The sequence below is a fragment of the Microbacterium sp. NPDC087591 genome (genome assembly GCF_044743625.1).
Lineage (GTDB): Bacteria > Actinomycetota > Actinomycetes > Actinomycetales > Microbacteriaceae > Microbacterium.
The window spans coordinates 303418-328716 of record NZ_JBIUWU010000003.1 but is presented as its reverse complement, the minus strand read 5'-3'; the positions used below and the strand labels follow the sequence as shown (position 1 = coordinate 328716).

Here is a 25299-nt window from a genome sequence, read left to right as displayed (position 1 = left end):
GAGTCGTGTGACTGCCTCGGTCGTCGAGCGGAAGAGCGCCGGTGGCCCTCAGGCTCGGCGCAGCCATTCCTCCAGGTACTGGGCGACGCCGTCGTCATGGTGCCGGGCCGTGGTGACGGTTGCCGCTGCGAGCACTTCGGGCTTGCCATTGGCGACCGCGACGGATGTCCCGACGGCTGAGAAGGCGGGAATGTCGTTGTAGTTGTCGCCGAAGAAGTAGCAGTCGCTCGCATCGACGCCGAGTTCCGCCGCCGCCGCCGCAACCCCCATCCCCTTCGAGCACCCGGCGTTCGCGATCTCGAGGTAGGTGTCTTTGGAGCGATATGTCACGACGTTCTCCACCGGTGAGAGCAGGGTCTCGAGTCCATCGATGAGGTCCGCCTCGCCCATGCACATGATCTTGTGCGGCGGGCGTGCGTCCACCTGCCCCGAGGCGATGTAGTCCTGCGAGGAGAGGTCGCGTGGGCGGACCCCTGTGTTGTTGATCTCCCGAGCCGTCCACCTGTCATCCGCCCAGACATGCCAGTCCTCTCCGGCGAACATGCTGGCATGGAGGTCCACGTCCTCGCAGTACTGCGCGATGGTCGTGGCATCGCGTGGCGTGATCGGTACGTTGTGCACGACCTGACCCGTGCGGGAGAGGACGAGCCCGCCGTTGTATGCGATGAGGGGCTCGTCGACGCCGTCGTACAGGCGCTCGAGGATGCGCATCGACTCCGGCATTCGTGACGAACAGAGGACGAAGTGGTGTCCGGCTGATCGGATATCCCTGATCGCGTGAATAGTGCGCTCGGAGAGTGTGCGCTCCGGGTTCAGCAGAGTCCCGTCGATGTCAGTGAAGAACAGCGCCACTTCTAGCTCCTTCTGTCGGTGCCTACGTGAGGCGGTCGGGCATTGCGGGGAGTCTGGTCTGCTCATCGGTGAGAGGGTCGCGCAGATCGAGCCCCTCGACCTGTGCATCTCGCAGATCCGCTCCGCGCAGGTCCGGCTCGCTGAGCGTTGCGTCGCGCAGGTCCGCGGCGCGCAGGTCGGCACCACGGAATTTCGGCTTCACGAGTCGTGCTCCGCGCAGGCTCGCGGCGCGAAGGTCTGCGCCCTCGAACGAGGGGGAGAGGCCTTTCGCATCGGAGAGATCGGCGCGCTGCAGGTTCAGACCGTGGAGGTCGGCCTGATCAAGGATTGCTCGCGGTAGTCGCGCTTCAGCAAAAGTCGAGCCTGACAGGACTGCGCCGGTGAAATCTGCGTCAGATCCCGACGCGCGGGACACGTTCGCGTTCGTCCAGCGAACGTCGCGCGCATCGAGACGGTCGACGACGGCGCCGTGGAGGTTGAGTCCTTCGCCTCGGGAACCGGCCAGGTTTGCTCGGGTGAGATCCGAACCGCGGAAATCCGTCCTGTCGAGCGTGGTCAGACTGAGGTCGCCTCCGCGGAGATTACGCGATGAGAGCAGGATCCCTGAGAAGCTCCTTCCCCGCGCGTTGACCTCCGTGAGATCTGTGGCTGCGACGAGCGATTGCACGAACGCACTCTCTTCCGCGAGGCGCCGTGCTCTCTCCCCCTCGCTTCTCGCCACCAAAGCTTCCACGTAGAGAAGGGCGACCCCGATCCCAGCGCCGACGCCCAGATTGATTCCCAGATCGGAATACTTGTCACCTTCCGGTGGCCCGAGGCACCACATCGTCGCTCCCAGCGCGAAAATGGCGACGATGATGAGCAGAGCGGGCAGGCTCGATGATCGGAACTGGGAACGAAGCCACTTCACAGCGCCGGCACGTTCTCTTCCAGCGCCTTGCGGATCGCTGCGGCCCTGTCTTCTTCGCCGTTCGCATCGAGTTCGGCGGAGATGACCTCCAGAACCTCATTGGCTTCGCGTGCTTCTCCCGAAGCGGCGGCCCGGAACCACTCGAGAGCACGCTCTCGCTCGCCCGTTCGCAGGGCGATCTCGCCCAGGACGATGTGCGTCTCGCGGATGCCCTGGACGTATCCGATCGACTGATGCCCATGCAGTGCGTGCTCGGCCGCGGCGTTCGCCTCGGCGAAGTACTTGTCCTCGGTGCCGCTCGTCATGAGGAAGGTCGCCTTGTACTGCCACCCGATCGCCTGGGATCGCGCGGATCCGACTTGGGCGCTCCACGCGATGACCCGTTCGATGTACTGCAGCGCCTCCACCGGCTTCCCGGCTCGTCGGAGCGCTTTCGCGTAGGGGACGAGGAACCGATGGCTCGCGACGCGCCGATCCACGGCGTCAATCGCCTGCTTGTAGAGCGACTCGGCGGTGGCGAAATCGCCGGAGACGCGCGAGAGCTTGGCCTTGTTCCTGAGGGTCCGCGCGCGGAGCGGCCCCATCGGAAGTTCATGATGCATCTCGTACGCCGCGTCGACGTGAGCGACGTACTGTCGCCGATGTGCTTCGGCCTCCTGGGGCAGAACACCGGCCTGCTGTTCGTACTGCCGTCCATGCAGCTCTGCGAGATCGCAGAGGACTTCGCAGAGCGCGACCGCGTCACCCATGCTCTCGGCGAGAAGGCGGCTCTGCTCGTAGGTGTCGAGCGCCTGGGCGGTCTCGCCTTCGAAAAGCAGCACATCGCCGAGCAGATTCAACGCGGTGACCCGAATCGAGGGGACGTGCGAGACGTCGGTCAACTGCGCGAGCAGGCGACCAGCGTCTTCTACCTCGCTCGCGCTGATGTGAGCACTCACGAGTTCGAGCTGGATGGATGCGCGCGAGTCGTCTCCCTCGAAAACCACTGCTTCGGAGGAATCGAGGGCTTTTGTGAACAGCGCAGCGGCTTCCGAGGCTGCGCCCGTCGCTTGAGCGTTGCGGGCAGCGCGCAGGAGGTACGGGAAGGCTTCCACCGGCTTGGCGGCAAGGTAGAGATGCTCGCCGATGAGCGCGTCCCAGTCTTCGTTCGAGCTCGCGCGCAGGTTCGATATGACCTCGGCCACCTGCGCGTGCAGTCGCCTCTTCCGCAGGCCGCTCAGTTGAGCATAGAGAACGTCACGGATCTTGCCGTGGGAGAACTCGAACGACTCGTCCGACGTCTGCAGTTCGCGGATGAGATCGATGTCGAGGAACTTCTCGAGGTCCTGGAGGAGTTCATCTTCGCCGGCCTCCATGAGCCCGTGGAGAACGGCGAATGCGAAGCGGCGCCCCACTACTGCGGCGAGTTCGAGCTCTCGGCGTTCCTCGACATCGAGGAGGTTGAGGCGTGATGCGATGACTTCCTCGACGGAGTCGGGGATGTCCCACGAGCCGATATCGCCATCGAACAGCCACACGTCGCCGTCCTGGCGCAGCGAGACGCGTCCGGATCGCGGATCGGGCGAGCAGAGCATCCGGATCAGCTCACGAGTGAAAAGCGGGTTGCCTTCCGTCTCTTCGAATAGCTTGCGAGTGACCGCATCAGGGAGGTCGGTTCGGCCGCCGAGCAGCGCCTCGAGGAGTGCGCGAAAACCCGATCGGTCGAATCCTCGGATCTCATGGCTCTGATAGACGCCTTCCATGCGTCGCGCGGATGCGATGACGGGTCGCACCGGATGGGTCGCGTCGGCGACCAGATCGGAGCGATAGGCCCCGAGGACGACGACGGGACCCTCGGCAAGCCTGGAGACGAGGCAGATGATCGCATCGGCGCTTCCCGCATCGAGGTGCTCCATGTCGTCGACGAACAGGATCTTCGGCTGCGCGTCGCCTTGTCTGTAAGCCCCCATGATCACATTGGTGAAGGTCGCGACGATCGCCTCCCGGCGACTCGACGGATCGGCGGAGATCGACTCGCTGACGGCGGCCATCTCGACCTCCGACGATGCTGCACCGAACTGTGCGGCGACGAACTCGCCTGCTGGGCGCCCCTGCGTGATCTGACGCACGAGCTCGCGGACGGGGAAGTAGCTCATTCCTTCGTGGAACGGTTCGCATGCGGTGCGGAACGCCTGGAACCCCATGCCCTTCGCCGCCGCGATCACTGCTTCCGCCAGCGCCGACTTTCCCGCGCCGCTGGCACCGTGGAGCATGACGACGGCACCGGCAGGATCCCCGCTCCGCGAGGCGACGCGCTCGAGTGTCTGCGTGATCTTTGACAGCTCAGCCTCGCGCCCGTGAAGACTCACACTCATACCCGCGTTCCCCGAATTACCACGCTCGCGTGCGCCTCCCCGGACGCTGACGCGGACAGTATATAGCACGCCATTCGGTCGCCCGGTCGGTCCAGGCCCGCATCCCGATCGCCCCTCTACTCGCCGTAGAGCGGTCGAGCCTGGCGCGACTCGACGCGATGCCACTCGAAGGTGCCCTCGACAGGATTCGAACCTGCGACCTGCCCTTTAGGAGAGGGCTGCTCTATCCTGCTGAGCTACGGGGGCGTGCCATCCAGTCTAAGCGACGGCGCGGCGCGTAGCGGAGTCTCTGGCGGCGATCACGAGCGCGGCGGCCCGGATGACCGCGTCGAAGCTCGCATCGATCACGGACCCGGCGCGGCCCGCGGTCCAGCGCACGCCGGACTCGTCCCGATACTCGAGCAGGGTGATCGCCTCGCTGGCATTGCCGGTTCCCAAACTGGTCTGGTTCAGCGTCAGGATCTCGATGCGCACCCCTGCCGCCTGCAGTGCCGCCGTGAGCGCCTCGACGGGACCGACTCCCTCGTGGCCCGTGGTGGAGGCCGTCCCGCCGACCACCAGCCGCACCTGGGTGGAGCCGCGGTCCACCCGGTAGTCCGTGAGCGCGACCCGGTCGGAGTGCTCAGGGAGGTAGCACCGCGTGAACAGCTCCCACAGCGCCTGTGCGGAGAGCTCGTCTCCGCTCGCGTCCGCCTGCTGCTGCACGTGCCGTGCGAAATCGATCTGCAGACGACGCGGCAGCTCGACGCCGAACTCGCTCTCGAGCAGATGGGCGATCCCGCCCTTGCCGGACTGCGAGTTCACACGGATCACGGCATCGTAGCCGCGGCCGATGTCGGCGGGATCGATCGGCAGGTACGGCACGCGCCATTCCAGCCTCTCAGCGTCGATCCCGGAGGCCTGCGCCTTCGCCCGGTGCGCGGCGAGACCCTTGCGGATCGCATCCTGATGCGTGCCGCTGAACGCGGTGTGCACCAGGTCGCCGACGTAGGGGTGCCGCGGATGCACCTCGATCCGGTTGCAGTACTCGACGGTGCGACGGATCTCGTCGATGTCGGAGAAGTCGATCATCGGATCGACGCCCTGCGCATGCAGATTCAGGGCGAGGGTCGCGATGTCGACGTTGCCCGTGCGCTCGCCGTTGCCGAAGATGCAGCCCTCCACGCGCTGCGCTCCGGCCAGCACGGCGAGCTCGGCGCACGCGATGCCCGTGCCGCGGTCGTTGTGCGGGTGCACCGAGAGGATCACGCCGTCACGCCGAGCGAGGTTGCGGTGCATGTACTCGATCTGGTCGGCATAGACGTTCGGCGTGGCGATCTCGACGGTGGCCGGGAGGTTGAGGATGACGGGGCGCTCAGGCGTCGCGTCCCACAGGGTCGTGATGCTGTCGCAGATGTCGAGCACGTAGTCGGGCTCCGTCAGGTTGAACACCTCGGGGGAGAACTGGAATCGCACGTTCGGCAGGTCCGTGGTGAGCTCGAGCACATCGCGCCCCGCCGACAGGATGAGGTCCTTGAGCTCGTCGCGGTCACGTCCGAGCACCAGCTCGCGCCAGGTCGGCGCCGTCGCGGTGTACACGTGGATCACGACGGGGTTTCGGATGCCGCGGACGGAGGCGACCGTCCGCTCGATCAGGTCGCGGCGCGCTGCCGTGAACACGACGATCGTGACGTCGTCAGGCGCGAGAGCGGACTCGGCGATCAGGCGCACGAAGTCGTAGTCGGTCTGTGAAGCCGAGGGGTAGCCCACCTCGATCTCCTTGTAGCCCATCGCGAGCATCAGCTCGAAGAACCGGCGCTTGCGGGCCGGGTCCATCGGCTCGGCGAGCGCCTGGTTGCCGTCGCGCAGGTCGACCGGTACCCACAGCGGGGCGACGGTGAGCTCCCTGGTCGGCCAACGGCGCTCGGTGAGCGGAACGGCGACGCGCTCGCGCACGGGCGCGTAGCGGTACGAGGGCATCTGGGATGAGCGCTGCCGGTTCCATGCCGGAGCGTCGGTCGGCACAGGGCCGCGCGGTGTGGACAGGGTGTGGAAGTCCGAGGGGGAGGGCGTTGTCGTGTTCATGGTCTTCTCCGAGTGGTCGGCGGGATCCGACCGGCGTGCAGACTGCCCACGACGGGGAGCCGGTCTGATCAGGCCCCGTCGTGGCGGAGAAGGAGAAGTCGTTCGATGTGCACGACCACAATGTAGCAACTCCTCAGACAAGTTGACAAGTTAGACTGATCGCATGGCGCAGATCCGACGAACTCCGCTCGCCGATCAGGCTGCCGAGATCCTGCTCGACCGCATCCGAGCGGGCGAGTGGACCCTCGGTCAGAAGCTGCCCGGTGAGACGACCCTGGCGCCGCAGCTCGGTGTCGGACGCTCCACGGTGCGCGAGGCGATCCGACAGCTCGCCGGGCGGGGCATGCTCACCACCCGCCAAGGAGCCGGCGTGTTCGTGGCGGCTCTCGACGTGCCAGAGGACTGGGATGCCGTCCTCCGACGCGCCGACATCGTCAGTGTGATCGAGGCCAGGATCGCGATCGAGTCCGAGGCGGCGTCACTCGCAGCTGAGCGCCGCACGGCCGTCGATGTGCGCGCCATCCGCCGTGCCCTCGACGCGCGCGCCCGGAGCGGGCCGGGGATCGCGGAGCACGTCGACGCCGACACCGCGTTCCACCGTGCCATCGTCGTGGCCTCGCACAACAGCATCTTGCTCGATCTGTTCGATGCGCTGACCCCGCGCCTGCGCCAGGCGATGATCGAGATGCTGCGCATCCGCACCGACCACGGCGGCGCCGAGGACCACGCCAGGCACGAGCGGCTGGCGCAGACGGTGATCGACCGCGAGCCTGCCCTGGCCGCGGCGGAGAGCCGCGACCACCTCGGTGCGCTCAAGAAGGCGCTGGTATGAGCGCGGGACGTCGGCCACCACCGCGAGCGTAGGCGGATGAGCGAGCGTAGGCGAAATCTGGTGGGACTGGCCTACGCCCGTGCCATCTCCTGCCCTCCGTCGCCGGCTCCGGTGTGCCGCTGAGCCCCGGCCCTCGCCGTGATCCTCAGTCCCGTCCGCGCCGCCAGAGCTTCGACGGCCACCAGATGGCCTTGCCGATGTCATAGGTGAGCGCAGGCACCAGCAGCGACCGCACGACGAACGTGTCGAGCAGCACGCCGAAGGCGACGATGAACGCCAGCTGTACCAGGAACAGGATCGGGATCACGGACAGCGCGGCGAAGGTCGCCGCGAGCACGAGGCCGGCCGAGGTGATGACTCCTCCGGTGATCGAGAGTCCGCGCAGCACACCCTCGCGCGTGCCGTGCTCGATCGACTCCTCACGCACGCGCGTCATCAGGAAGATGTTGTAGTCGATTCCGAGGGCGACCAGGAAGACGAACCCGTAGAGCGGCACCGCGGGATCGGCTCCGGGGAAGTCGAAGATGCCGTTGAAGACCAGCGCCGAGACTCCCAGAGCGGTGCCGAACGAGAGCACGGTCGTGAGGATCAGCAGCACCGGGGCCAGGATCGAGCGCAGCAGCAGCATCAGGATGAACATGATCACGACCAGGATCAGCGGGATGATCAGGTTCCGGTCGTGGATCGACGCGTCGTTCGTGTCGATCGCCGTCGCGGTGACGCCACCGACGAGAGCATCCACGTCGTCGAGCTGCGTGCGCAGGTCGCGTACCGTGGCGGCCGCGGCATCCGAATCCGCCGCATCGGTCAGCGTGCCCTGCAGCAGCACGTCGCCGTCGACCACCGTCGGCTCCGGTGCCGGGGTGCCCGGTGCGCCCACGGCGGTGATCCCGTCTGCGGTCACGGGAGCACTCCCGCTCGGCGAGTCGGACGCGGTCACGGCGACCCCGTCGACGCCGTCGCTGGCCAGCAGCACGTCGGCCGCCGCCTGGAGGGAGTCCTCGGGGACGATGACGTACACGGGACTGCCGGAGCCGCCAGGGAAGTGCTCGCCCAGTGCGACCTGTCCGTCACGGGCCTCGGAAGCGCCGAGCACCAGGTCGGACTGCGGCACCCCGACCGCGTTCAGCTGTGTGAGGCCCGCGGCTCCCGCTACCAGCACGAGCGTGGTCACGATCCAGATCACGCGCGGACGCTTCTTGATCAGGCCGGCCAGGCGCGCCCACAGACCCGTGGTGCGCATGCCGTGCTCCGCCGCGACGACCTCGGGCTCGAACTTCGGGCGGCGCGGCCAGAACACCGCACGGCCGAAGAGCAGCAGCAGCGCCGGCAGCAGCGTGAGTGCCGCGAGCATCGCGAAGACGATGCCGATCGCGGCGACCGGTCCGAGCGTGCTGCTCGACTTCAGGTCGCTCAGGAGCAGGCAGAGGAGCCCGGCGATCACGGTGCCGCCCGAGGCGACGATCGGTTCGAACGAGCCCTTCCAGGCCGCGAGCACCGCCGTGCCCTTGTCCTGCGCCACGCGCAACTCTTCGCGGAAGCGCGCCACGAACAACAGGGCGTAGTCGGTGGCGGCGCCGATTACGAGGATGAACAGGATGCCCTGGGTCTGTCCGCTCAGCAGCAGGACCTCGAACTTCGCGAGCCACCAGACCACCAGCAGCGCCACGCAGAGCGCGAACAGGCTGGTCGAGAGCACCACGAGCGGCAGCAGGAACGACCGGTAGACCAGCACCAGGATCACCAGCACCGCCAGGAGTGCGACGCCCAGCAGGAGCCCGTCGATGCCGGAGAACCCGGCGACGAGGTCGGCGCTGAAACCCGCCGGTCCTGTGATGTAGACCGTGACGCCGTCCGGCACGGCAGCGCGCAGCTGCGAGCCGAGCGCCTCGATGGCGTCGGCGAGTTCGGCGTCGCTGTCGATCGGGATGAACGCCTGCACGGCCTTGCCGTCGTCGGAGGGCAGGGCGGGGGACACGTCCGCGCTGACCCCCTCGACCGAGGGCGCGTCGGCGACGGCATCCGAGATCGTCTCGAGCTCTGCGTCGGTCAGCTTCTGTTCGGAGGTGAAGAGCGCGATCGCCGGGATCGCCTCGCTGTCGTTGAACTCGCCCAGCAGCTTCTGGACCTGGGTCGCGTCCGACGACGAGGGGAGGTAGCTGGTCTGATCGTTCGACGACACCTCGTCGACCTTGCCGAACAGCGGCCCACCGAGCGACGCGCCGACCAGCCAGACGAGGATCAGCGCGACGGGGATGAAGATGCGGACCCAGGAGTGGCGGCGTGAACGTTCACGGGGCGTCGGTGCGGGCGCCTGAGCGGGGCGGGACATCGGTTTCCTTCCGGAGGGTGTTTCGCGGGGTCAGGAGACCCAGGCGAGGATGAGGATCATGGTCGCGAGGAAGCCGGCGATGTAGTTCAGCGCGATGAAGCGCCGCCAGGAGCGGTTCGTCGCCGCGGAGCCTTCGTCGGTCACGTTCCACCACGGCAGGGCGTTGACGATGTACGGGAGGGCGAGGACGGCGGCGAGCGGGGCGGGCCAGGGCGTCAGGAGCATGCTCGCGCCCGCCACGGTCCAGAGCGCGACCGACAGCCGCACGGTCGCACGGGCGCCGATGACGGTGGCGATCGACCCGATGCCGGCCTCTCGATCGGGGCCGACGTCCTGCACGGCGCCGAACGCGTGTGCGGCCATCCCCCAGAGGAAGAAGGCGACGAGCACGATCACGGTTCCCGTCGTCACGGGTACGCCCGTCAGTGCGAGGCCGACGATCGCGGGGCTGACGAAGTGCGTGCTCGAGGTGATCGAGTCGAGGAACGGACGCTCCTTGAAGCGCAGACCGGGGGCCGAGTAGGCGATCACGGCGAAGACGCTCACCGCGAGCCAGATCCACGATGCCGGGTTGCCGACGATCACGAGATAGATCAGGAACGGGACGTTCGTGACGGCCGCGGCCCAGAGCGTCGCCCGATGGATGCGGGGTGCCAGCAGCGCACCCTCGATCCCGCCCTTGCGGGGATTCGCCAGGTCGGACGCGTAGTCGAACACGTCGTTGATCCCGTACATGGCCAGGTTGTAGGGGATGAGGAAGTACAGGGTGCCGATCACGAGGGTCGCATCGATCTCGCGTGTGCTGAGCAGATAGGCCGCGGCGAACGGGAAGGCGGTGTTGATCCAGCTGATCGGCCGCGAGGAGAGCACGATCTGGGCGACGTCCCGTCCGCGTGACGGCCGGCCGGTCACGGCGCTCACGCGTCCGTCTCCGACTCATCCGCCGCCGTGCGCGTCCGGGCCCTGCGGCGCACCCGCAGCGCTGCCCAGAGGCTCGGAAGCAGCAGCGCTCCGGCGAGGGGGTACGCGAAGTCCTCGATCGGCGCGAGCCCGATATGGATGTCGAGGAGGTGGGCGCCGGAGTAGTGGAACAGGCCGGTGCCGATCATGATCGTGTCGAACACGGCCGTCAGGATGAACAGCGCCAGCACGGTCAGTGCGATCGCGCCGAGGTGAGGGGCGGCGCCGCGGCGGTGCGCGAGCAGCGACAGCACCAGCGCGGCCGCGATGGCTGCGGCGAGGAAGCAGGCGGCCAGTTGGATGTACGTCATCGGCGTACCTCCGGTGCGTGCCGCCGGGCGCGCAGACGGCCGAGCACACGGGTGGCGCCGGTGTAGATCACCATCGTGCACACGACGAGGAACAGCAGGAAGACGGGCTCCTCGATCGGCAGCTCCGGCGCGAGCACGATCCCGGTCGCGATCGTCGCGTCGCCGCGGAAGAAGATCCCTCCGGCGATTCCCGCCACGTCCCAGACGAGGAAGAACGCGAGACCGACGACGGTCACCACGAGCGCGGCGAGCGGGTCGCGCCAGAAGAACAGGCGGAAGCGCCGGTCCAGCAGGAGCATGCAGCCGAGCGAGATGAGCAGCGCCGCCAGATACAGCGCTCCCATCAGTCGATCTCCGTGCGGGCAGCGTCGCGGACCGGCACGGGGAGCGGGCCGCCCGAGTGATCACCGCGGATGCGCTTCAGCACGATCTCGGCGCTGATCAGGCACATCGGCACACCGACGCCCGGTGCCGTGGTCGCGCCCGCATAGAACAGTCCGCTGACGCGCTTCGAGGCGTTCTGCGCGCGGAACATCGCGCTCTGGGAGAGGATGTGCGCGGGACCCAGCATCCCGCCTCGCCATGAGTGGTAGTCGTCGCGGAAGTCGGCGGGGCCCTTCGTCTCCCTGACCACGATGCGCTCGCGCAGATCAGGGATGTCGGCCCACTGTGCGACGAGGTCGATCGCGGCGTCGGCGGCACGTTCGATCGCGGCGGACCCGGCGCCGTCCGATCCGCCATGACCGAGGTCGACGTCGGCGGGGATCGGCACCAGGATGAACAGGTTCTCGTGGTCTGCGGGTGCGACGTCGGGGTCGGTCGCGCTCGGGCGGCACACGTATGTCGACGCGGGAGACGGGATCGCGGGGTCGCGTCCGAAGATCGCATCGAAGTTCGCATCCCAGTCGTCGGTGAAGAACAGCGAGTGGTGTGGGAGCTGAGGCAGCGCGCCGCGCACGCCGAGCATCACGAGCAGACCGCCGGGACCGCTGGTGCGTCGCGCCCACCAGGACTCCGGATGACTCTGCAGGGATGCCGGCAGCAGTGCGGTCTCGGTGTGGTGCAGGTCGGCCGCGGACACCACGATGTCGGCGTGCTCCACGTGTTCGTCGCCGTTCCCGTCGCGCCAGCCGAGGCCGGTCACGCGGGTGCCGTCCTGACCGTCCTGCGTGCGGATGCCCGTGACCTCCGCGTCCGTGACGATGCGCACTCCCGCGCCGCGGGCGAGATCCTCGATGCGCTCGACCACCCGCCAGAAGCCGCCCTGGGGATAACTGACGCCCTGGTCGAGGTCCAGCGCGCTCATGAGGTGGTACATCGCCGGAGCGCTGCGGGGGTCGGTGCCGAGGAAGACCGCGGGGTAGCCCAGGATCTGCCGGATCACCGGGTTGCGGAAGCGTCTCGCGGCGAAGGCCTGCAGGCGCGTGCCGAGCAGCGTGAACAGACGAGGGAGCGCGCGCAGCACCTCGGGTGCGAGCAGCGAGCGGATGCGGGTGAACGGGTTGTAGAGGAAGTACTTCTCGGCCATGGTGCTGGCCTCGTGCGCGGAATCCAGGTACTTCGCCAGGGCGGGCGCGGAGCCCGGTTCGAGCGCGTCGAAGAGCCGGCTGACGTGTTCGCGTCCGGCCGGCACGGTCACGGACGAGGCCGCGTCCATCGATGTGTGCGGCTGCCGGAACACGCGGTAGCCGGGATCGAGCAGCGTCAGGTCGAGCTGCTCCTGTGCGCTCGTCCCCATCATGGCGAAGAAGTGGTCGAACACCTCCGGCATCAGGTACCAGGAGGGACCGGAGTCGAAGCGGAACCCGTCGCGCTCGATCGTCCCGGCGCGCCCCCCGACCCGGTCGTTCTTCTCGAGGATGGTGACATCGTGCCCGTCGCGGGCGAGGAGACCGGCGACCGCGAGTCCGGCGACGCCGGCGCCGATCACGACCACGCGGCTCATCGGTCGCGCTCCAGAGCGGTGACGAGCACGGCGCGCGCGGCGAGCACGGCTTTCAGGGGATCGGGCACGCGCACCCTCCTGCGGTAGAGCACATCGACGGGGGTCTTCGCCACGCGCCGCGTCAGCGCGGCGAACAGGGCGTGCGCGCTGCGGACGGCGGCGCGGGAATCCTTGGGGAGCAGAGGGATCGCGCGGCGCGCGTCGTCCAACTGCTGCATCACCGTCTTCACCCAGGCATCGCGATCGGCCTCCGTGAGACGCTCTCCGCCGCCGAGGTAGCCCCGGTGCAGCCGATCCGTGTCATCGGCGAGATCGCGCAGGAAGTTCACGTTCTGGAAGGCGGCTCCGAGCTGGCGGGCGCCATGCTCGATCGTCCGCTCCTCGGCGGGAGTGCGCGAAGTGCCGCGCAGGAACACGCGTGTGCACATGAGCCCGACGACCTCGGCCGAGCCGTACACGTAGCGGGCATGGGCATCGCCGTCGTACGCCGTGAATCCGGTGTCGGCGGCGATGTCGGCGCGCATCGAGTCGAAGAAGGGCTGCGTCAGATCCTCTCCGATGCCGCATTCCCGTGCCGTGCGGGCGAACGCGTGCAGGATCAGATCGCTGCTGTACCCCGTGCGCATCGATCGGTGCGTCTCGGCGACGTACGACGCGAGCGCATCGCTCTGTGCGGCGGCGTCGAGACCGGCCTCGGCGGCGACGCCGTCGACGATCTCGTCGGCGATGCGCACCATCGCATAGATGTTGCGCACGTGCTGACGATGGCGCGATCCGAGAAGACGGGTCGCGAGCCCGAACGACGTGGAGTAGTTGCGGATGACATCCGTCGTCGCGATCTCGGCGGTGCGGCTGAAGCGGTCGAGCGCGCCGTCCCCGGCTGCGCCCGCAGGGCTCCCCGTCATGCGCGTCGACTCTCGATGCGCGAGGCGAGAGCGAGGATCGTGCGTCCGGCGGAGGGGGAGATCGTGCCGGCTGCCTCGGCCTCGCCGAGCACGGTCGTCACGGCGCCGAGCTGCTCCTCGACCAGGCTGCGGGCGAATCCCTCGGCACCGCACTCGCGCAGGCGGTCGCGGATGTCGGCGCACTGCTGCGTACTCAGATCAGTCGATCCGAAGTGCAGTTCGATGCTGGGCCAGTGGCCGGTCATGCGCGCGTACGCGATGATCGCGGTCTCCTTGCCTTCGCGGAGGTCGGAGAAGGCGTCCTTGCCGTGCACCTGCGCGTCGCCGAACACAGAGAGCAGGTCATCCTGCAGCTGGTACGCGAGTCCGAGGTGACGTCCGATCGCCGTGAGCTGCTCCTCGGCGGAGGTCGAGGCGCCGGCCAGCACGGCCGCGGCGCGCAGGGGGAGCACGAAGGAGTATGTCGCGGTCTTGTACGCGCTCATCGACAGGATGGTGCGCAGATCCGGCGGGATGATGCCATCGCTCAGGCCGATGTCGGTGTGCTCCCCGGCGACCGTCTCGAGGATGGTCTGCTCCATCAGAGCGAGCAGGCGGTCCCTGGTGTCCGCCGCCACGTCGGCGCGGGCGAATCCCAGCACGGCGGATGCCAGCAGCAGGTCTCCCATCAGGATCGCGCTGGATCGAGCCCAGTGCAGCTCCGCGTCGTCGGGCTCCTCGGAACGGCGCTCGGCGAGGGAACCGATCAGGTTGGGGCGTCGCCGCCGGATCAGGTCGCCGTCGATCACGTCGTCGTGCAGCAGGAACGCGTAGTGGAGGAGTTCGACGTTCGCCGCGATGTCCACGGCGCAGGCGGCTTCCTCATGCGACAGTCCCGCGGTGGAGAGGGCCAGGCGGAAATCGAGGAGGAGACGCGGACGGATCAGCTTGCCGCCCAGCGCGTGTTCCGCGGCTGCCCTCCACAGGCCGGCGAACTCGGGCCCGTATGCCTCTGCGGCCGTGCTGCGCTCCGTGAAGCGGAGGCGGAGCGCCTCCTCTATGCGGGTGCCGAGGTCCTCCTCGGTCGCCATCGCCGCCATCGTCAGACCTCGCCGATCGCACGAAGCTGCGGCAGCTGCTCACGGATCCACGGGCTGAAGGCGAACGGCGCGCGTTCCACGGCGTCCACCAGATCGGCGGGTTCGATCCAGGCCCACTCCGCGACCTCATCGGGATTCACCGACAGTTCGCCCTCGATGACCGCGACGTGCACGGGGCAGATCTCGTTCTCGACGATGCCGCTCGCGTCGACGGCGCGGTAGCGGAACGACGGCAGCACGAGGCGGATGTCGGAGAGGCGGACGCCCAGCTCCTCTTGGGCGCGTCGGGTGACGGCGGCCGCCATGTCCTCGCCGGGGCGGGGGTGACCGCAGAAGCTGTTGGTCCAGACGCCCGGCCAGGTCTGCTTGCCCAGGGCTCGTCTCGTGACCAGGATCCGTCCGTCGTGGTCGCGGATGTGGCACGAGAACGCGAGGTGGAGCGGTGTCTCGGAGGTGTGCACGTCCCGCTTCGGGAGAACGCCGACCGCGGTGCCGTCTTCAGCGAGGAGGGTCACATCGTCCATGGCATCCTCTCGGCAATTTGGCTAACTAAGTGAGTTATCAACTTAGCATGAAGCCCGTCATGTGTAACATGATCGCATGGAGAACGAGTCCCGCACCACCCTTGCTCCGGGTGCGTCGGGAGTGGCGGCATCGAGCGCGAACGTTCCTGGCCCTGACGGTCTGAGTCATTCGGCCATCTACGACGTCGAAGCGAGCGACCCTCGAAGTGCGCTGATCGACCGCAGCGGAGTCCCTCCGGAGGACCTGCGTGAGATCGCGCGCCTCATGGGAGCGCTCGGTGAATTGCGTGATGCGGAGCAGCGTCTCTCGCTGGCCTCACGCCGTTACATGCAGCTCAACGACACGGATATGCGTGCGCTGCATTACCTGATCGTGTGCGCGAACCGCGACGCGATCGCGACGCCGGGAGGAATCGCCCAACATCTGGGTATCTCGACGGCGGCCACGACCAAACTGCTCGATCGCCTCGAGAAGAGCGGGCATATTCATCGCGCTCCGCATCCGACGGACCGGCGAGCATTGGCGATCACGATATCTGCGGAGACGCGCCATGCGGCGATGGAGACCGTCGGGCGCCAGCAGGCGAAGAGATTCTATGCGGCGGCTCGGCTGACCTCGGAAGAGCGTGAGGTTGTCATCCGATTCCTTGTGGATATGACGAACGAGATCACTCTTCGGGACGAAACGTGGGCGAAAGAGAGAGAGGAATAGGCACTTCCAGAGAAGTGCCTATTCCTCGACGCCGTCAGTGGGCGGCGTTGTAGGCCTCGACGATCGGCGCGGGAATGCGCCCGCGCTCCGAAAGCGTGTAGCCGTTCTCGTTGGCCCAAGCGCGGATGGCCGCGACCTCGGGGTTCCGTCCCGGACGCTTGCGAGGAGCGGCGGAGCGCACGGCGCCACCGGATCCTGCTCGACGTCCTGCGGAGATGTACGGTTCGAGAGCGGCACGCAATTCCTCTGCGTGCGCGCTGCTCAGGTCGATCTCGTACGAGGTGCCGTTCAGAGAGAAATGAACGGTCTCGCCTTCATCGACTTCCAGAACGCTGCCATCGATATCGTCGACCAGCTGGTGCACAATTCTTCTCGCCATGGAAATCACGATACTCCTGTGGAATAACCACAGCAAAGAGAATTACGGACCGAGTTCATCATTCGTGGCCGGAATCGACGAGTTTGAGGCCGATAATGCAGCCGACGAGCCCCATGAGCAGCAGAATTCGCAGCCAGGAGATCTCGGTGTCGCCGGTGATCATCGCCCAGATGACGGTGAGCGATGCGCCGATTCCGACCCACACCGCATACGCGGTGCCGGTGGAGATATCGCGCATGGCGAATGCGAGACCGAACATCGAGATCGCGAGTGCGACGAAGAAGGTCACGCTCGGCCAGAGCTTGGTGAGTCCGTCGGATTTGCCGAGCGCGGTCGCCCACACGGCCTCGAGAACTCCGGATGCGATCAAAACGATCCACGACATGATGGTCCTTTCGGACCAGTCTTTTCGCTTACCGGGTACTGGCCTGCCTCGTCCGGAGCCGGTGTTCGCCGACTGCACCCCATGTTAGTGAAAGGGGCTGGGCAGGGCCTGTGCAGCCCAGGGTCAGGGGAGCAGCCCTGCGCGGCGGGCCTTCGCCACGGCGGAGTGCCGGGTGGAGGCGTCGAGCTTCGACATTGCCGTCCCGAGATACGCCTTCACGGTGCCCTCGCGCAGTCCCAGCCTGCTCGCGATCTCGGCGTTCGTCGCCCCCAGTGCCGCGCACGCGAGCACATCGATCTCCCGCGGTGACAGGCGCACCGTCGGCACGGGACCCGTGGTGACGGGGACCGCATCGCCGGCGAGTACGGCGAGGCGACGCTCGACACGGGCGATCCGGCTCCGCAGCGAATCGTCATCGATGGATGCGGCGATGCTGCGGAGCTCCGCGAAGCTCTCGCGCAGCTGTTCCCGCTGAGGCGGGGCGACAGCGTCGTCGGGAGCCCTGGCACGAAGCCGTTGCTCCACCTCGTCACGGATGCGGAGCTCGTCCGCGACCGATTGGGCGACCTGCATCGCGGGCGCCGTCGTGATCCCGCCGACCGGCTCTTCGTCCCAGGTGCCGGCATACAGTACGCCCCGCGGCCGTCCGCGCACCACGATCGGGAGGGCCAGGAGTGTGCGCAGTCCCTCTCCGAGCACGAACATGTCGTAGTCGTGCGTGATCTGCTGCGAGGAACCGTAGTCGCTCGTCATGCGCGGCCGGAGCTCCATCATGGCTCGACCGCCGAGACCGCGTTCGGGGCGGACGCGCAGGCCGTCGAGACTGCGGGTGCGGTTGCCCACGATGCTCGTGACACTCACGACGCCCTCTTCGATCAGGCCTCCGAAGGCGACGGGAAAACGCGTGCGTCTGGCCAGCTCGCTCACCGCGTTGGCGACGAGCTCGGTCTCGGATTCCCACGTCACCGCTGAGCTCATGATTTCCTACCTCGGGGAGACAGCACCGTGCCCCTTTTCGTAGCGTCGACCCTACCACCGGGGGTCTGCGGTTCTCCGGGCGGGACAGGCAGCGGGATCCCGGCGGCCTACTCGCCGGGATCCCGCTCGCCCCGTGGCGCCACGGGGTCAGCGGGCTTCGAGATCGAGCAGGAAGCGCTTGCGGTCCGGGTGCGCGCCGTAGTGTCCCGGCGATCCGTCTGACCGCACCACCCGGTGCACCGGAACGATGATCGAGAACGGGGTGAGTCGGCACGCGGTTCCGACGGCGCGCGCGGCTCCGGGGTGACCGGCGAGGACGGCGACCTCGCCGTAGCTCATCGTCTCGCCCCACTCGATGGTGCTGATCGTCTGCAGCGCGGTCAGCGAGAAGCCGTGGGCGAGCCGCCAGTCGAACTCCACACGGTCGGCGAAGTGCACGGGCTCACCCTCGAAGTAGGAACCGAGGAGTCGCGAGAGCTCGTCTGCCGCGCCAGGGTCGGGCTCGGGGATGGCGCCGAGCTCACGGGCGACACCCTCCAGCAGCCACGGGACGGAAGGGTCTTCGGATTCGGAGAGATCGAACCTCACGATGCCCTCGTCGGAGAACACCGCGAGTGCATCGCCGAACGGTGTCGGAGCGAAGTCGTAGCGGAAGGTCATGCCTCCATAGTGTCCGTCCGCACCGACCTCGAGCATTCGTAGATCGTCCGCGAGCCGGGTCCCGGGGAGAATCAATCGGTCCCGGTGGACGTGCAGGAGGAGTCCGCCGGCCCGTTCAGAGGCAGAAATCCGGTGAAACCCGCCCGGGATACCGGACGCCGGGCCCTGACGCGCCTAGGGTGTGAACTGTGTGGCGACGTGAAGACAAGTCTGCGGATGACGCAGTGGCGGAGGCCGCAGTGACTCTCGGTGAACTCCACGAGTCCGCGACCGGCGTCGATGTCGCACATGCCGCCGAGGCCGAGCGCACCAGGTTGCGGGCTGAAGCCGCGGATCTCGGAGGTGCATCGCCTCTGGTGAACTTCCGCGATGGACCCGAATCCGGGATCGACATCTCCAAGGCGCACCCGGGCAGTCTGCCGCAGTTCATCACCGGTCGATCGACTCTGCTCTCCAACCTGTTCCGCGATGAGGTCGGCCTGCGCACCGCCAGACTCGCCGCCGAACGGATCACGGCGAAGAACACCGAGCTCCGCACCGTCCGCGGCATCGAGGCCGTCCATCTGGCCGTCGGCGTCGCGCATTGGCGCATCGGGGGAGCCGGCTTCTCCGCTCCCGTGCTGCTGCGCCCGCTGGCCATCCGTCGCCACCACTCCGACTTCGAGCTCAAGCTGCAAGGCGCCTTCGAGGTGAATCCGGAGCTCGTGCGTATCGCGCGGGAGCACTTCGGCATCTCCATCGACGCCGCCGCCCTCGCCGCCCTCGCGTACGACGGGGGCATCTTCAAGCCCCAGCCCGTGATCGACAACCTGCGCGCGACCGCCCGTTCGATCGACACGTTCTCGGTCGAGCCGCGACTGGTCGTGTCGACCTTCGCCGACGTGAGCGGCGCGATGGTACGGGACAGCCGCAACCTCGACCACGTCATGTTGAACGCACTCGCCGGCCACGTCGGGGATCGCGAACAGGTCACGGCACCGCGGGCGACGCCGCATCACACCGGACCCGATGACCGCGCGCCCGCTTCCGACAACCTCCTGCTGGATGCGGATGCCGAGCAGGAAGCAGTGCTCGCGCGTATCGCCGCCGGTCATTCGCTGACCGTGGCGACGCTGCCCGGCACCGGTGGAACGCAGACCGTGATCAATGCCCTGGGCGAGTTGGTGCGTGCCGGCCGCCGCGTGCTCGTCGTGTCGGCGCGGAGATCCACTCTCGACGGGGTGCGTCATCGTCTCGCCGGGATCGGCCTGGACAGTCTCGCGATCTCGCCCGCCAGCGTCCGCCGTGACCTCGTGCGTGCGATCGGGCGCAACGAGAAGGCTGTCGCGCCGAAGGCCGGGGAAGTCGACGACGCACTCGTGCGCCTGCGCACCGTCCTGCGCGACTATCGGCAGGCGCTGACCGCACCCGTGGGCGGTACCGGCGCCTCGGTCCTCGACGCCACGCGGCACCTGACCCGGCTCGCCTCGCTTCCCGTGCCGCCTTCGACGACCGCGCGCCTCGGCACCGATGCGCTGCACCGACTCGCCGAGGACAGGTCCGCTGCCGCGTCGGCGCTCGCGCAGGCAGCGCGACTCGGCGAATTCCGGTTCGGACCCGACGACTCGCCCTGGTACGGCGTCACGTTCTCGAGCACGGAGGCGGCGCGTGCCGCTCACGAGCTGGCTGCGCGCCTGCACGCGAACAGCATCCCCGCCCTGCTGGAGCGCGGCTACGAACTGATCGCGCAGACGCGCATGCGTCCGTTCGCCACGATCGACGAGCTCGGGGAGTACCTCGGCCTGCTCGAGGGCATCCGCGATTCGTTGGACCGTTTCAGCCCCACGGTGTTCGAGCGGCCGCTCGGCGAACTCATCCAGGCACACGGCTCGCGCCGTGATGCACCGGGCCTCTCCGGCGCGAACCGCCGCCGGCTGCGTCGTCTGGCCAAGGAATACGTACGGCCCGGCGTGCACGTCACTGAGATGCACGAGGCACTGCTGCGCATCCAGGCGCAGCGCACCCAGTGGCAGCGCTTCGTCGAGGCGGGTGTGGCGCCTGAGGTGCCGCTCGGCCTCGCCGACGTGTCTTCGGCCTGGCAGCGCGCGCACGCGGAGCTCGCGGAACTCGATGCCGCACTCGGGCGTCGCGAGCCGCTCGCTTCGCTACCGGTCGCGCGCCTGGTCCGCACACTTGCCGGTCTCGCCGCCAAGTCCGATGTCTTCGACAACCTGGTCGAGCGCGCGCAGCTGCGCGACCGACTGGCGCTGTGGGGGCTCGGGCCCCTGCTCGCTGAGCTGTCGGTGCGCCACGTGTCCGAGGGGCAGGTCGGCGAGGAACTCGAGTTCGCCTGGTGGCAGTCTCTCCTCGAGCGTGCACTGCAGGACAACCGGGCCCTTCTCGGCGCCAACACCGCTGTGGTGGATCGCCTCGAGCGGGACTTCCGCCTGGTCGACGAGGCCCATGCGGCGATGGCAGGGCCTCTGCTCGCGTGGCAGCTCGCAAGCCAGTGGAAGATCGCGATCGTCGACGAGCCGCAGCAGTCGCAGCACCTTCGTCGCGCCTTGACCCAGCCGGGGTCCAGCACGGCCGAGATCGTGAGCGCGGCTCCGAGCCTGGTCGACGTGCTCGCCCCGGTGTGGATATCCTCGCCCTACCGCGTGCCGGAGATCCCCGATTCGGTCGAGTTCGACACCGTCCTGCTGGTGGATGCCGCGGCCATCAACCTCGCCGAGGCCGCCCCGGCCATCCGCCGGGCTCGCCAGATCGTCGCGTTCGGCGACCCGGTGACCCAGCGACCGACGCCGTTCCACATCGCCGTCGATCCGGGCGATGCCTGGGAGCCCGAAGTGCCCTTCGACGATGTCTCGGTGTTCGAGCGGCTCTCGGAGCTGCTGCCGGTGATGACGCTCACGCGCAGCTATCGCGCCGGGGGCGAGGATCTCGCCGAGCTGATCAACGACGCCTTCTACGGCGGCGAGATCGTCTCGCTGCCCTGGGCCGGTTCGTATCTCGGCCGCGGCAGCCTCACCGTCGACTACGTCGAGGGCGGAACCGGTGCACCCGATCCGATCTCCGGCGCGGTCGAGAGCCCGGATGCCGAGGTCGCTCGCGTGGTCACGCTCGTGGTCGAGCATGCCGTGCACCGCCCGACCGAGTCGCTCATGGTCGTCACCGCCAGCACGCGGCACGCCGAGCGCGTGCGCGCCGCGGTGACATCGGCGTTCGCCGGTCGATCCGATGTCGCCGACTTCGTGGGACGTGACACCGCCGAGCCGTTCTCGGTGCTGACCCTCGAGGAATCGGTCGCGGAGAGCCGCGACCGCGTGATCTTCTCGCTCGGCTTCGGCCTCACCAAGCATGGACGGGTGCTGAGCGACTTCGGCGACCTCTCCACGCCTGACGGTGAGCGCCTGCTCACGGTCGGCATGACGAGAGCTCGACGCTCGATGGTCATCGTGTCGTCCATCCGCCCCTCCTCCTTCGACGACGGGCGCCTCGAGCACGGCGCAGCGACGCTGATGTCGATCCTCGGCGGCCTCGCGACGCGCGGGCGCGATGCGCGGCTGGAGGACCTGGCCGACCCGCTGACCTTGGCCCTCGCGAGAGAGCTACGCCGCCTCGGCGCCTCGGTCGATGTCGACTACCGAGGACGCCTTCCACTGGTCGCCCAGCATCAGGGCAAGGCCGTGGTGATCGAGTCCGACCCGGAGTCCAGGGGGGAGTCGCTGCGCGAGACGCTGCGTCTGCGCCCGCACGTGCTGCGCCGGCTGGGATGGCACTACGTGCGCGTGCATGCCTTCGACCTCTACAGCGATCCGGTGACGGTCGCCACGCGGATCGCAGCAGTGCTCGGCATCTCCGATTCGGCTCCGCGGGCCGACAATGACACGCAGCCGATCGACATCGCCGATTCCGACCGTGGCTGAGCAGCCTGACTCCGACGCCCCGCGGCAACGCGTCGTTCGGGTGCCGGGCTCCCGGCGCGCGCGGCTGACGCCGGTGCCCGGCACCGACCCGGATCCGGAGTCGGGACCGGCGGTCGTGGAGAAGAAGGCCAGGGTCGCGCGCGGCCCGAAAGGTCCCAACGACGATCAGCTGATCCAGGACATCCCGCCGCACTACTGACGGCAGGCGCGACCTGCCGCACACGCAAGAAGCGCACGGCCCCGATCGGAGTGCCGTGCGCTTCTCGTACGAGCGGACGTGGAGTCAGCTGCGCTGGTTCTTGGCGAGCAGGTCGCGGATCTCGAGCAGGAGTTCGGCTTCGGTGGCCGCTGCGGGCTCCTCTGCGGGAGTACCCTTCTTCGCGGCGACGCGCGCCTTGTAGTGGTTCATCGGCACGACGAACACGAAGTAGACGACCACGGCGACCGCGAGGAAGCTGATGACAGCCGAGACCAGGTCGCCGATCGGAAAGGTGACCTTCTCGCCGTAGATGCTCGTGAGCTGCGGGCCGAAGTTGCCTGCGGCATCCGCCTTGAAGAAGAGGGCGACGAGCGGGTTGATGATGCTGGCGACGACGGCGTTCACGATGGTGGTGAATGCGCCGCCGATGACGACCGCGACAGCCAGATCGATGACGTTGCCGCGGAGGATGAACTCCTTGAAACCTTTGAGCATGGGGACCCCTTGCAGATCGGGACCTCAGGAAGAGGTGGAGCTCGATGCAGCCGCCGGTTTGGCGCTCGTCGTCGACTCCGACTTCGATGATGCCGAAGCATCCTTCGATCCGCCAGTCTTGGCGCGCGAGTCGGTGCGATAGAAACCGGAGCCGTTGAAGGTCACGCCGATCGAGCCGTACTGCTTGCGCAGCGCTCCGCCGCACTCGGGGCAGACCGAGAGAGCATCGTCCGAGAAGCTCTGCACGGCGTCGAACTGGTGGCCGCACGACGTGCAGGCATAGGCGTAGGTGGGCATTTCGTCCTCAGGTTCAGCGTCGCGTCGGCGACAGGATCAGGGTCTGCGACGGGGTGACGACGCCGTTCACCGGCTGGTCGTGCACCTCTCGGGGCAGGGAGTCGAGTATCTCGGAATCATAGATGACTGCGTAGACGGGAGGGCATTTCTCCATAGAACCGATGGTCTTGTCGAAGTATCCGCGACCCCAGCCCATGCGCATACCCGAACGGTCGACGGCCGCTGCGGGGACGATCATCAGGTCGACGTCGTTCACGGCAATGGGTCCGAGCACCTCGCCGGTGGGCTCGGGAAGTCCGTGCAGACCTTCGGTCGTCTCGTCGTCGTCGTTCGCGACGGCCCAGTCCAACAGGCCGTCGGCACGCGTGATCGGGAGCAGCACGCGGATGCCTCGGCGCACGGCCCTGGTCACGAACTCCCTGGTGCCCGGTTCGGTCATGGTGGAGAGGAAGCAGGAGATGGATCGGGCGTCGAGCTCATCGATCAGAGCGTCCAGACGTTCCCCGATCGCCGTCGCGGCGGATTCGCGCTGCGCCTCGGAGAGCAGGCCTCGGCGTTCGCGCAGTTCGGCGCGGAGTGCGCGTTTGGCATGCTCGACGTCGTTCGACATGCCTCCGAGTCTACGGGGGTGCCCACCACTAGGCTGAGGGAATGGGTACGCAGAAGATCAAGGCCGTCATTCCTGCCGCGGGTCTGGGGACACGATTCCTGCCAGCCACCAAGGCGATGCCGAAGGAGATGCTGCCGGTGGTCGACAAGCCGGCCATCCAGTACGTCGTCGAGGAGGCCGCGGATGCGGGCATCGACGACATCCTGGTCATCATCGGCCGCAACAAGAACGCCATCTCCAACCACTTCGACTCCGTGCCGGAGCTCGAGGTGAAGCTCATGGAGAAAGGCGACACCGGCCGGCTCGAGCGCGTCATGAAGTCGAGTGACATCGCCGACATCCACTTCGTGCGTCAGGGCGAGCCGAAGGGACTCGGGCACGCCGTGCTGCGAGCGCGCACGCACGTCGGCGACAGTTCCTTCGCCGTCCTGCTCGGCGACGACCTCATCGATGAGCGCGACCCGCTGTTGACGCACATGATCGCCGAGCATGAGCGCAGCGGTGCTGCCGTGATCGCTCTGATGGAGGTCGATCCCTCCAACATCCACATGTACGGCGCCGCCGCCGTGGAGCCGATCGAGGGCTCCGAGTCGGTGCGCGTGACCGGACTCGTCGAGAAGCCCGCGCAGGAGGATGCGCCCTCCAACCTCGCCGTCATCGGACGCTACGTGCTCCCCGCCTCGGTGTTCGAGATCCTCGAGCGCACCGAGCCGGGCAAGGGGGGCGAGATCCAGCTGACGGATGCGCTGCAGGAGATGGCGGCGGACTCCGACGGGCCTGGTGTGGTGGGCGTGATCTTCCGTGGTCGCCGCTACGACACGGGTGACCGTGTCGACTACATCAAGGCGATCGTGCAGCTCGCCTCCGACCGTGACGACCTCGGGCCCGAGTTGCGCCCGTGGTTGAAGGAGTTCGCGGAACGCCTCTAGGCGACTCTGCGGGCGTCGGGACGCGCGATGGATCTGACGGCGGGGATCAGGCACGGAGCGATCGAGTTGCGGCTCATCCGCTCGAAGGATGCACGTCCGCTGCAGCATGAGCTGTTGGCCAACCGATCATGGCTGCAGCCGTGGGAGGCGACGGTTCCCTATGGGAGCGTGTCGTTCGACATGCGCCTGAGCATCCGGCGGCTTCTGCAGCAGTACAAGGACGGTGCCGGGTACCCGTTCGTCATGGAGTACGACGGCGAGGTGGCCGGGCAGCTGAACGTGTGGGGTGTCGCCCGCGGGTCGCTGTGCTCGGCCACCATCGGCTATTGGGTGAGCGAGCGATTCGCCGGCCGGGGGATCACCCCCACGGCCGTCGCGCTCGCGACCGATGCCTGCTTCACCGAGTACGGACTGCACCGGATGGAGATCTGCATCCGCCCGGAGAACGTGGCGAGCCTGCGCGTGGTGCAGAAGCTGGGCTTCCGGTACGAAGGGCTGCGGCGCCGCTACATCCACATCGATGGGGACTGGCGGGATCACTACGCCTTCGCGCTCACCCGGGAGGACGTTCCGCAGGGAGTTCTCGCCCGATGGCTGAACGGCCAGGTGCCGCCCGACGCGTCGACGGTGCCTCCCGCCGACCGTCTGAGGCTCTGACGAGACGCCGACTCACCGCGAC

24 protein-coding genes, 1 tRNA gene, 1 pseudogene and 1 riboswitch are annotated in these 25299 nt (G+C 67.9%); of the genes and pseudogenes, 6 read left to right on the top strand and 20 right to left on the bottom strand.

The features are described 5' to 3' along the window. Positions 1–48: 48 nt before the first annotated feature. The 5 genes from ACIOVG_RS16035 to ACIOVG_RS16015 all read right to left on the bottom strand — a co-directional run bounded on the left by ACIOVG_RS16035 (position 49) and on the right by ACIOVG_RS16015 (position 6180). On the bottom strand, positions 49–918 hold the full coding sequence (locus ACIOVG_RS16035) for a Cof-type HAD-IIB family hydrolase (protein ID WP_400875603.1): 870 nt from the start codon (positions 916–918) through the stop codon (positions 49–51). Next, positions 875–1762, bottom strand: coding sequence for a pentapeptide repeat-containing protein (locus ACIOVG_RS16030; RefSeq protein WP_400875600.1), 888 nt, complete (start codon positions 1760–1762; stop codon positions 875–877). The genes ACIOVG_RS16035 and ACIOVG_RS16030 overlap by 44 nt, the downstream gene beginning before the upstream one ends. Beyond that, positions 1759–4116, bottom strand: coding sequence for an ATP-binding protein (locus ACIOVG_RS16025; protein ID WP_400875597.1), 2358 nt, complete (start codon positions 4114–4116; stop codon positions 1759–1761). The genes ACIOVG_RS16030 and ACIOVG_RS16025 overlap by 4 nt, the downstream gene beginning before the upstream one ends. Positions 4117–4288: 172 nt before the next feature. Beyond that, positions 4289–4362, bottom strand: a tRNA-Arg gene (locus ACIOVG_RS16020). 12 nt (positions 4363–4374) lie between these two features. Then, the gene (locus tag ACIOVG_RS16015; protein ID WP_400875594.1) at positions 4375–6180 is read right to left on the bottom strand and encodes a 2-isopropylmalate synthase; all 1806 of its coding nucleotides are present in this window, start codon (positions 6178–6180) and stop codon (positions 4375–4377) included. A 163-nt stretch (positions 6181–6343) separates the two neighbouring features. On the opposite strand from ACIOVG_RS16015, the gene ACIOVG_RS16010 reads away from it, so the two are divergent. Next, complete coding sequence (locus ACIOVG_RS16010; RefSeq protein ID WP_400875591.1) at positions 6344–7012, top strand: FadR/GntR family transcriptional regulator; 669 nt, start codon at positions 6344–6346, stop codon at positions 7010–7012. A gap of 145 nt (positions 7013–7157) precedes the next feature. On the opposite strand, the gene ACIOVG_RS16005 is transcribed toward ACIOVG_RS16010, so the two are convergent. From ACIOVG_RS16005 to idi, 8 genes and pseudogenes are all read right to left on the bottom strand, one after another. Then, on the bottom strand, positions 7158–9344 hold the full coding sequence (locus ACIOVG_RS16005; protein WP_400875588.1) for an MMPL family transporter: 2187 nt from the start codon (positions 9342–9344) through the stop codon (positions 7158–7160). Between the two features lie 30 nt (positions 9345–9374). Beyond that, on the bottom strand, positions 9375–10265 hold the full coding sequence (locus ACIOVG_RS16000) for a prenyltransferase (protein ID WP_400875585.1): 891 nt from the start codon (positions 10263–10265) through the stop codon (positions 9375–9377). Further along, positions 10262–10615 (bottom strand): lycopene cyclase domain-containing protein, encoded by a 354-nt coding sequence (locus ACIOVG_RS15995; RefSeq protein ID WP_400875583.1) that lies wholly within the window; start codon positions 10613–10615, stop codon positions 10262–10264. The genes ACIOVG_RS16000 and ACIOVG_RS15995 overlap by 4 nt, the downstream gene beginning before the upstream one ends. Next, the gene (locus ACIOVG_RS15990; RefSeq protein ID WP_400875580.1) at positions 10612–10959 is read right to left on the bottom strand and encodes a lycopene cyclase domain-containing protein; all 348 of its coding nucleotides are present in this window, start codon (positions 10957–10959) and stop codon (positions 10612–10614) included. The genes ACIOVG_RS15995 and ACIOVG_RS15990 overlap by 4 nt, the downstream gene beginning before the upstream one ends. Beyond that, positions 10959–12629 (bottom strand): annotated as a pseudogene (crtI, locus tag ACIOVG_RS15985) (phytoene desaturase family protein); the annotation flags it as partial. The gene ACIOVG_RS15990 and the pseudogene crtI, both read right to left, overlap by 1 nt. Continuing rightward, on the bottom strand, positions 12557–13465 hold the full coding sequence (locus tag ACIOVG_RS15980) for a phytoene/squalene synthase family protein (RefSeq protein ID WP_400875578.1): 909 nt from the start codon (positions 13463–13465) through the stop codon (positions 12557–12559). The pseudogene crtI and the gene ACIOVG_RS15980, both read right to left, overlap by 73 nt. Then, the gene (locus ACIOVG_RS15975; RefSeq protein ID WP_400875575.1) at positions 13462–14535 is read right to left on the bottom strand and encodes a polyprenyl synthetase family protein; all 1074 of its coding nucleotides are present in this window, start codon (positions 14533–14535) and stop codon (positions 13462–13464) included. Before ACIOVG_RS15975 ends, ACIOVG_RS15980 begins: the two co-directional genes overlap by 4 nt. A gap of 11 nt (positions 14536–14546) precedes the next feature. After that, entirely contained in the window at positions 14547–15068 is a 522-nt protein-coding gene (gene idi / locus ACIOVG_RS15970; RefSeq protein ID WP_400875573.1) for an isopentenyl-diphosphate Delta-isomerase, read from the bottom strand. A gap of 76 nt (positions 15069–15144) precedes the next feature. On the opposite strand from idi, the gene ACIOVG_RS15965 reads away from it, so the two are divergent. Beyond that, positions 15145–15780 carry a MarR family winged helix-turn-helix transcriptional regulator gene (locus tag ACIOVG_RS15965; RefSeq protein ID WP_400875570.1) on the top strand — a complete coding sequence of 212 codons (636 nt, stop codon included), beginning with the start codon at positions 15145–15147 and terminating at the stop codon, positions 15778–15780. A 34-nt stretch (positions 15781–15814) separates the two neighbouring features. On the opposite strand, the gene ACIOVG_RS15960 is transcribed toward ACIOVG_RS15965, so the two are convergent. The 4 genes from ACIOVG_RS15960 to ACIOVG_RS15945 form a co-directional block, all read right to left on the bottom strand. Then, positions 15815–16159, bottom strand: a complete 345-nt coding sequence (locus ACIOVG_RS15960) for an Lsr2 family protein (RefSeq protein ID WP_400875567.1) — start codon at positions 16157–16159, stop codon at positions 15815–15817. A 58-nt stretch (positions 16160–16217) separates the two neighbouring features. Further along, positions 16218–16544 (bottom strand): DMT family transporter, encoded by a 327-nt coding sequence (locus tag ACIOVG_RS15955; protein ID WP_400875564.1) that lies wholly within the window; start codon positions 16542–16544, stop codon positions 16218–16220. 10 nt (positions 16545–16554) lie between these two features. Continuing rightward, positions 16555–16622, bottom strand: a riboswitch (guanidine-III (ykkC-III) riboswitch). Positions 16623–16667: 45 nt separating this feature from the next. Then, positions 16668–17522 carry a LuxR C-terminal-related transcriptional regulator gene (locus ACIOVG_RS15950; RefSeq protein WP_400875561.1) on the bottom strand — a complete coding sequence of 285 codons (855 nt, stop codon included), beginning with the start codon at positions 17520–17522 and terminating at the stop codon, positions 16668–16670. A 147-nt stretch (positions 17523–17669) separates the two neighbouring features. Next, positions 17670–18182 carry a methylated-DNA--[protein]-cysteine S-methyltransferase gene (locus tag ACIOVG_RS15945; RefSeq protein ID WP_400875558.1) on the bottom strand — a complete coding sequence of 171 codons (513 nt, stop codon included), beginning with the start codon at positions 18180–18182 and terminating at the stop codon, positions 17670–17672. Positions 18183–18421: 239 nt separating this feature from the next. On the opposite strand from ACIOVG_RS15945, the gene ACIOVG_RS15940 reads away from it, so the two are divergent. Together ACIOVG_RS15940 and ACIOVG_RS15935 are read left to right on the top strand one after the other, a co-directional pair. Then, positions 18422–22090, top strand: coding sequence for an AAA family ATPase (locus tag ACIOVG_RS15940; protein WP_400875556.1), 3669 nt, complete (start codon positions 18422–18424; stop codon positions 22088–22090). Beyond that, the gene (locus ACIOVG_RS15935; RefSeq protein WP_400875553.1) at positions 22083–22289 is read left to right on the top strand and encodes a hypothetical protein; all 207 of its coding nucleotides are present in this window, start codon (positions 22083–22085) and stop codon (positions 22287–22289) included. Before ACIOVG_RS15940 ends, ACIOVG_RS15935 begins: the two co-directional genes overlap by 8 nt. Before the next feature lie 84 nt (positions 22290–22373). Here ACIOVG_RS15935 and mscL read toward each other — a convergent pair whose 3' ends face one another. Genes mscL through ACIOVG_RS15920 form a run of 3 tightly spaced genes read right to left on the bottom strand, consistent with a single transcriptional unit; the run spans position 22374 to position 23691 of the window. Next, the gene (gene mscL / locus ACIOVG_RS15930; protein ID WP_400875550.1) at positions 22374–22784 is read right to left on the bottom strand and encodes a large conductance mechanosensitive channel protein MscL; all 411 of its coding nucleotides are present in this window, start codon (positions 22782–22784) and stop codon (positions 22374–22376) included. Between the two features lie 24 nt (positions 22785–22808). Beyond that, entirely contained in the window at positions 22809–23081 is a 273-nt protein-coding gene (locus tag ACIOVG_RS15925) for an FmdB family zinc ribbon protein (protein WP_400875548.1), read from the bottom strand. 13 nt (positions 23082–23094) lie between these two features. Continuing rightward, positions 23095–23691, bottom strand: a complete 597-nt coding sequence (locus ACIOVG_RS15920; protein ID WP_400875545.1) for a 5-formyltetrahydrofolate cyclo-ligase — start codon at positions 23689–23691, stop codon at positions 23095–23097. A 41-nt stretch (positions 23692–23732) separates the two neighbouring features. Here ACIOVG_RS15920 and galU point away from each other — a divergent pair, with 41 nt between their 5' ends. Both galU and ACIOVG_RS15910 read left to right on the top strand, forming a co-directional pair. Beyond that, positions 23733–24620: a UTP--glucose-1-phosphate uridylyltransferase GalU gene (gene galU, locus ACIOVG_RS15915; RefSeq protein ID WP_400875542.1), complete on the top strand. Its 888-nt coding sequence runs from the start codon at positions 23733–23735 to the stop codon at positions 24618–24620. 27 nt (positions 24621–24647) lie between these two features. Continuing rightward, the gene (locus tag ACIOVG_RS15910) at positions 24648–25277 is read left to right on the top strand and encodes a GNAT family N-acetyltransferase (protein ID WP_170198032.1); all 630 of its coding nucleotides are present in this window, start codon (positions 24648–24650) and stop codon (positions 25275–25277) included. Positions 25278–25299: the final 22 nt, after the last annotated feature.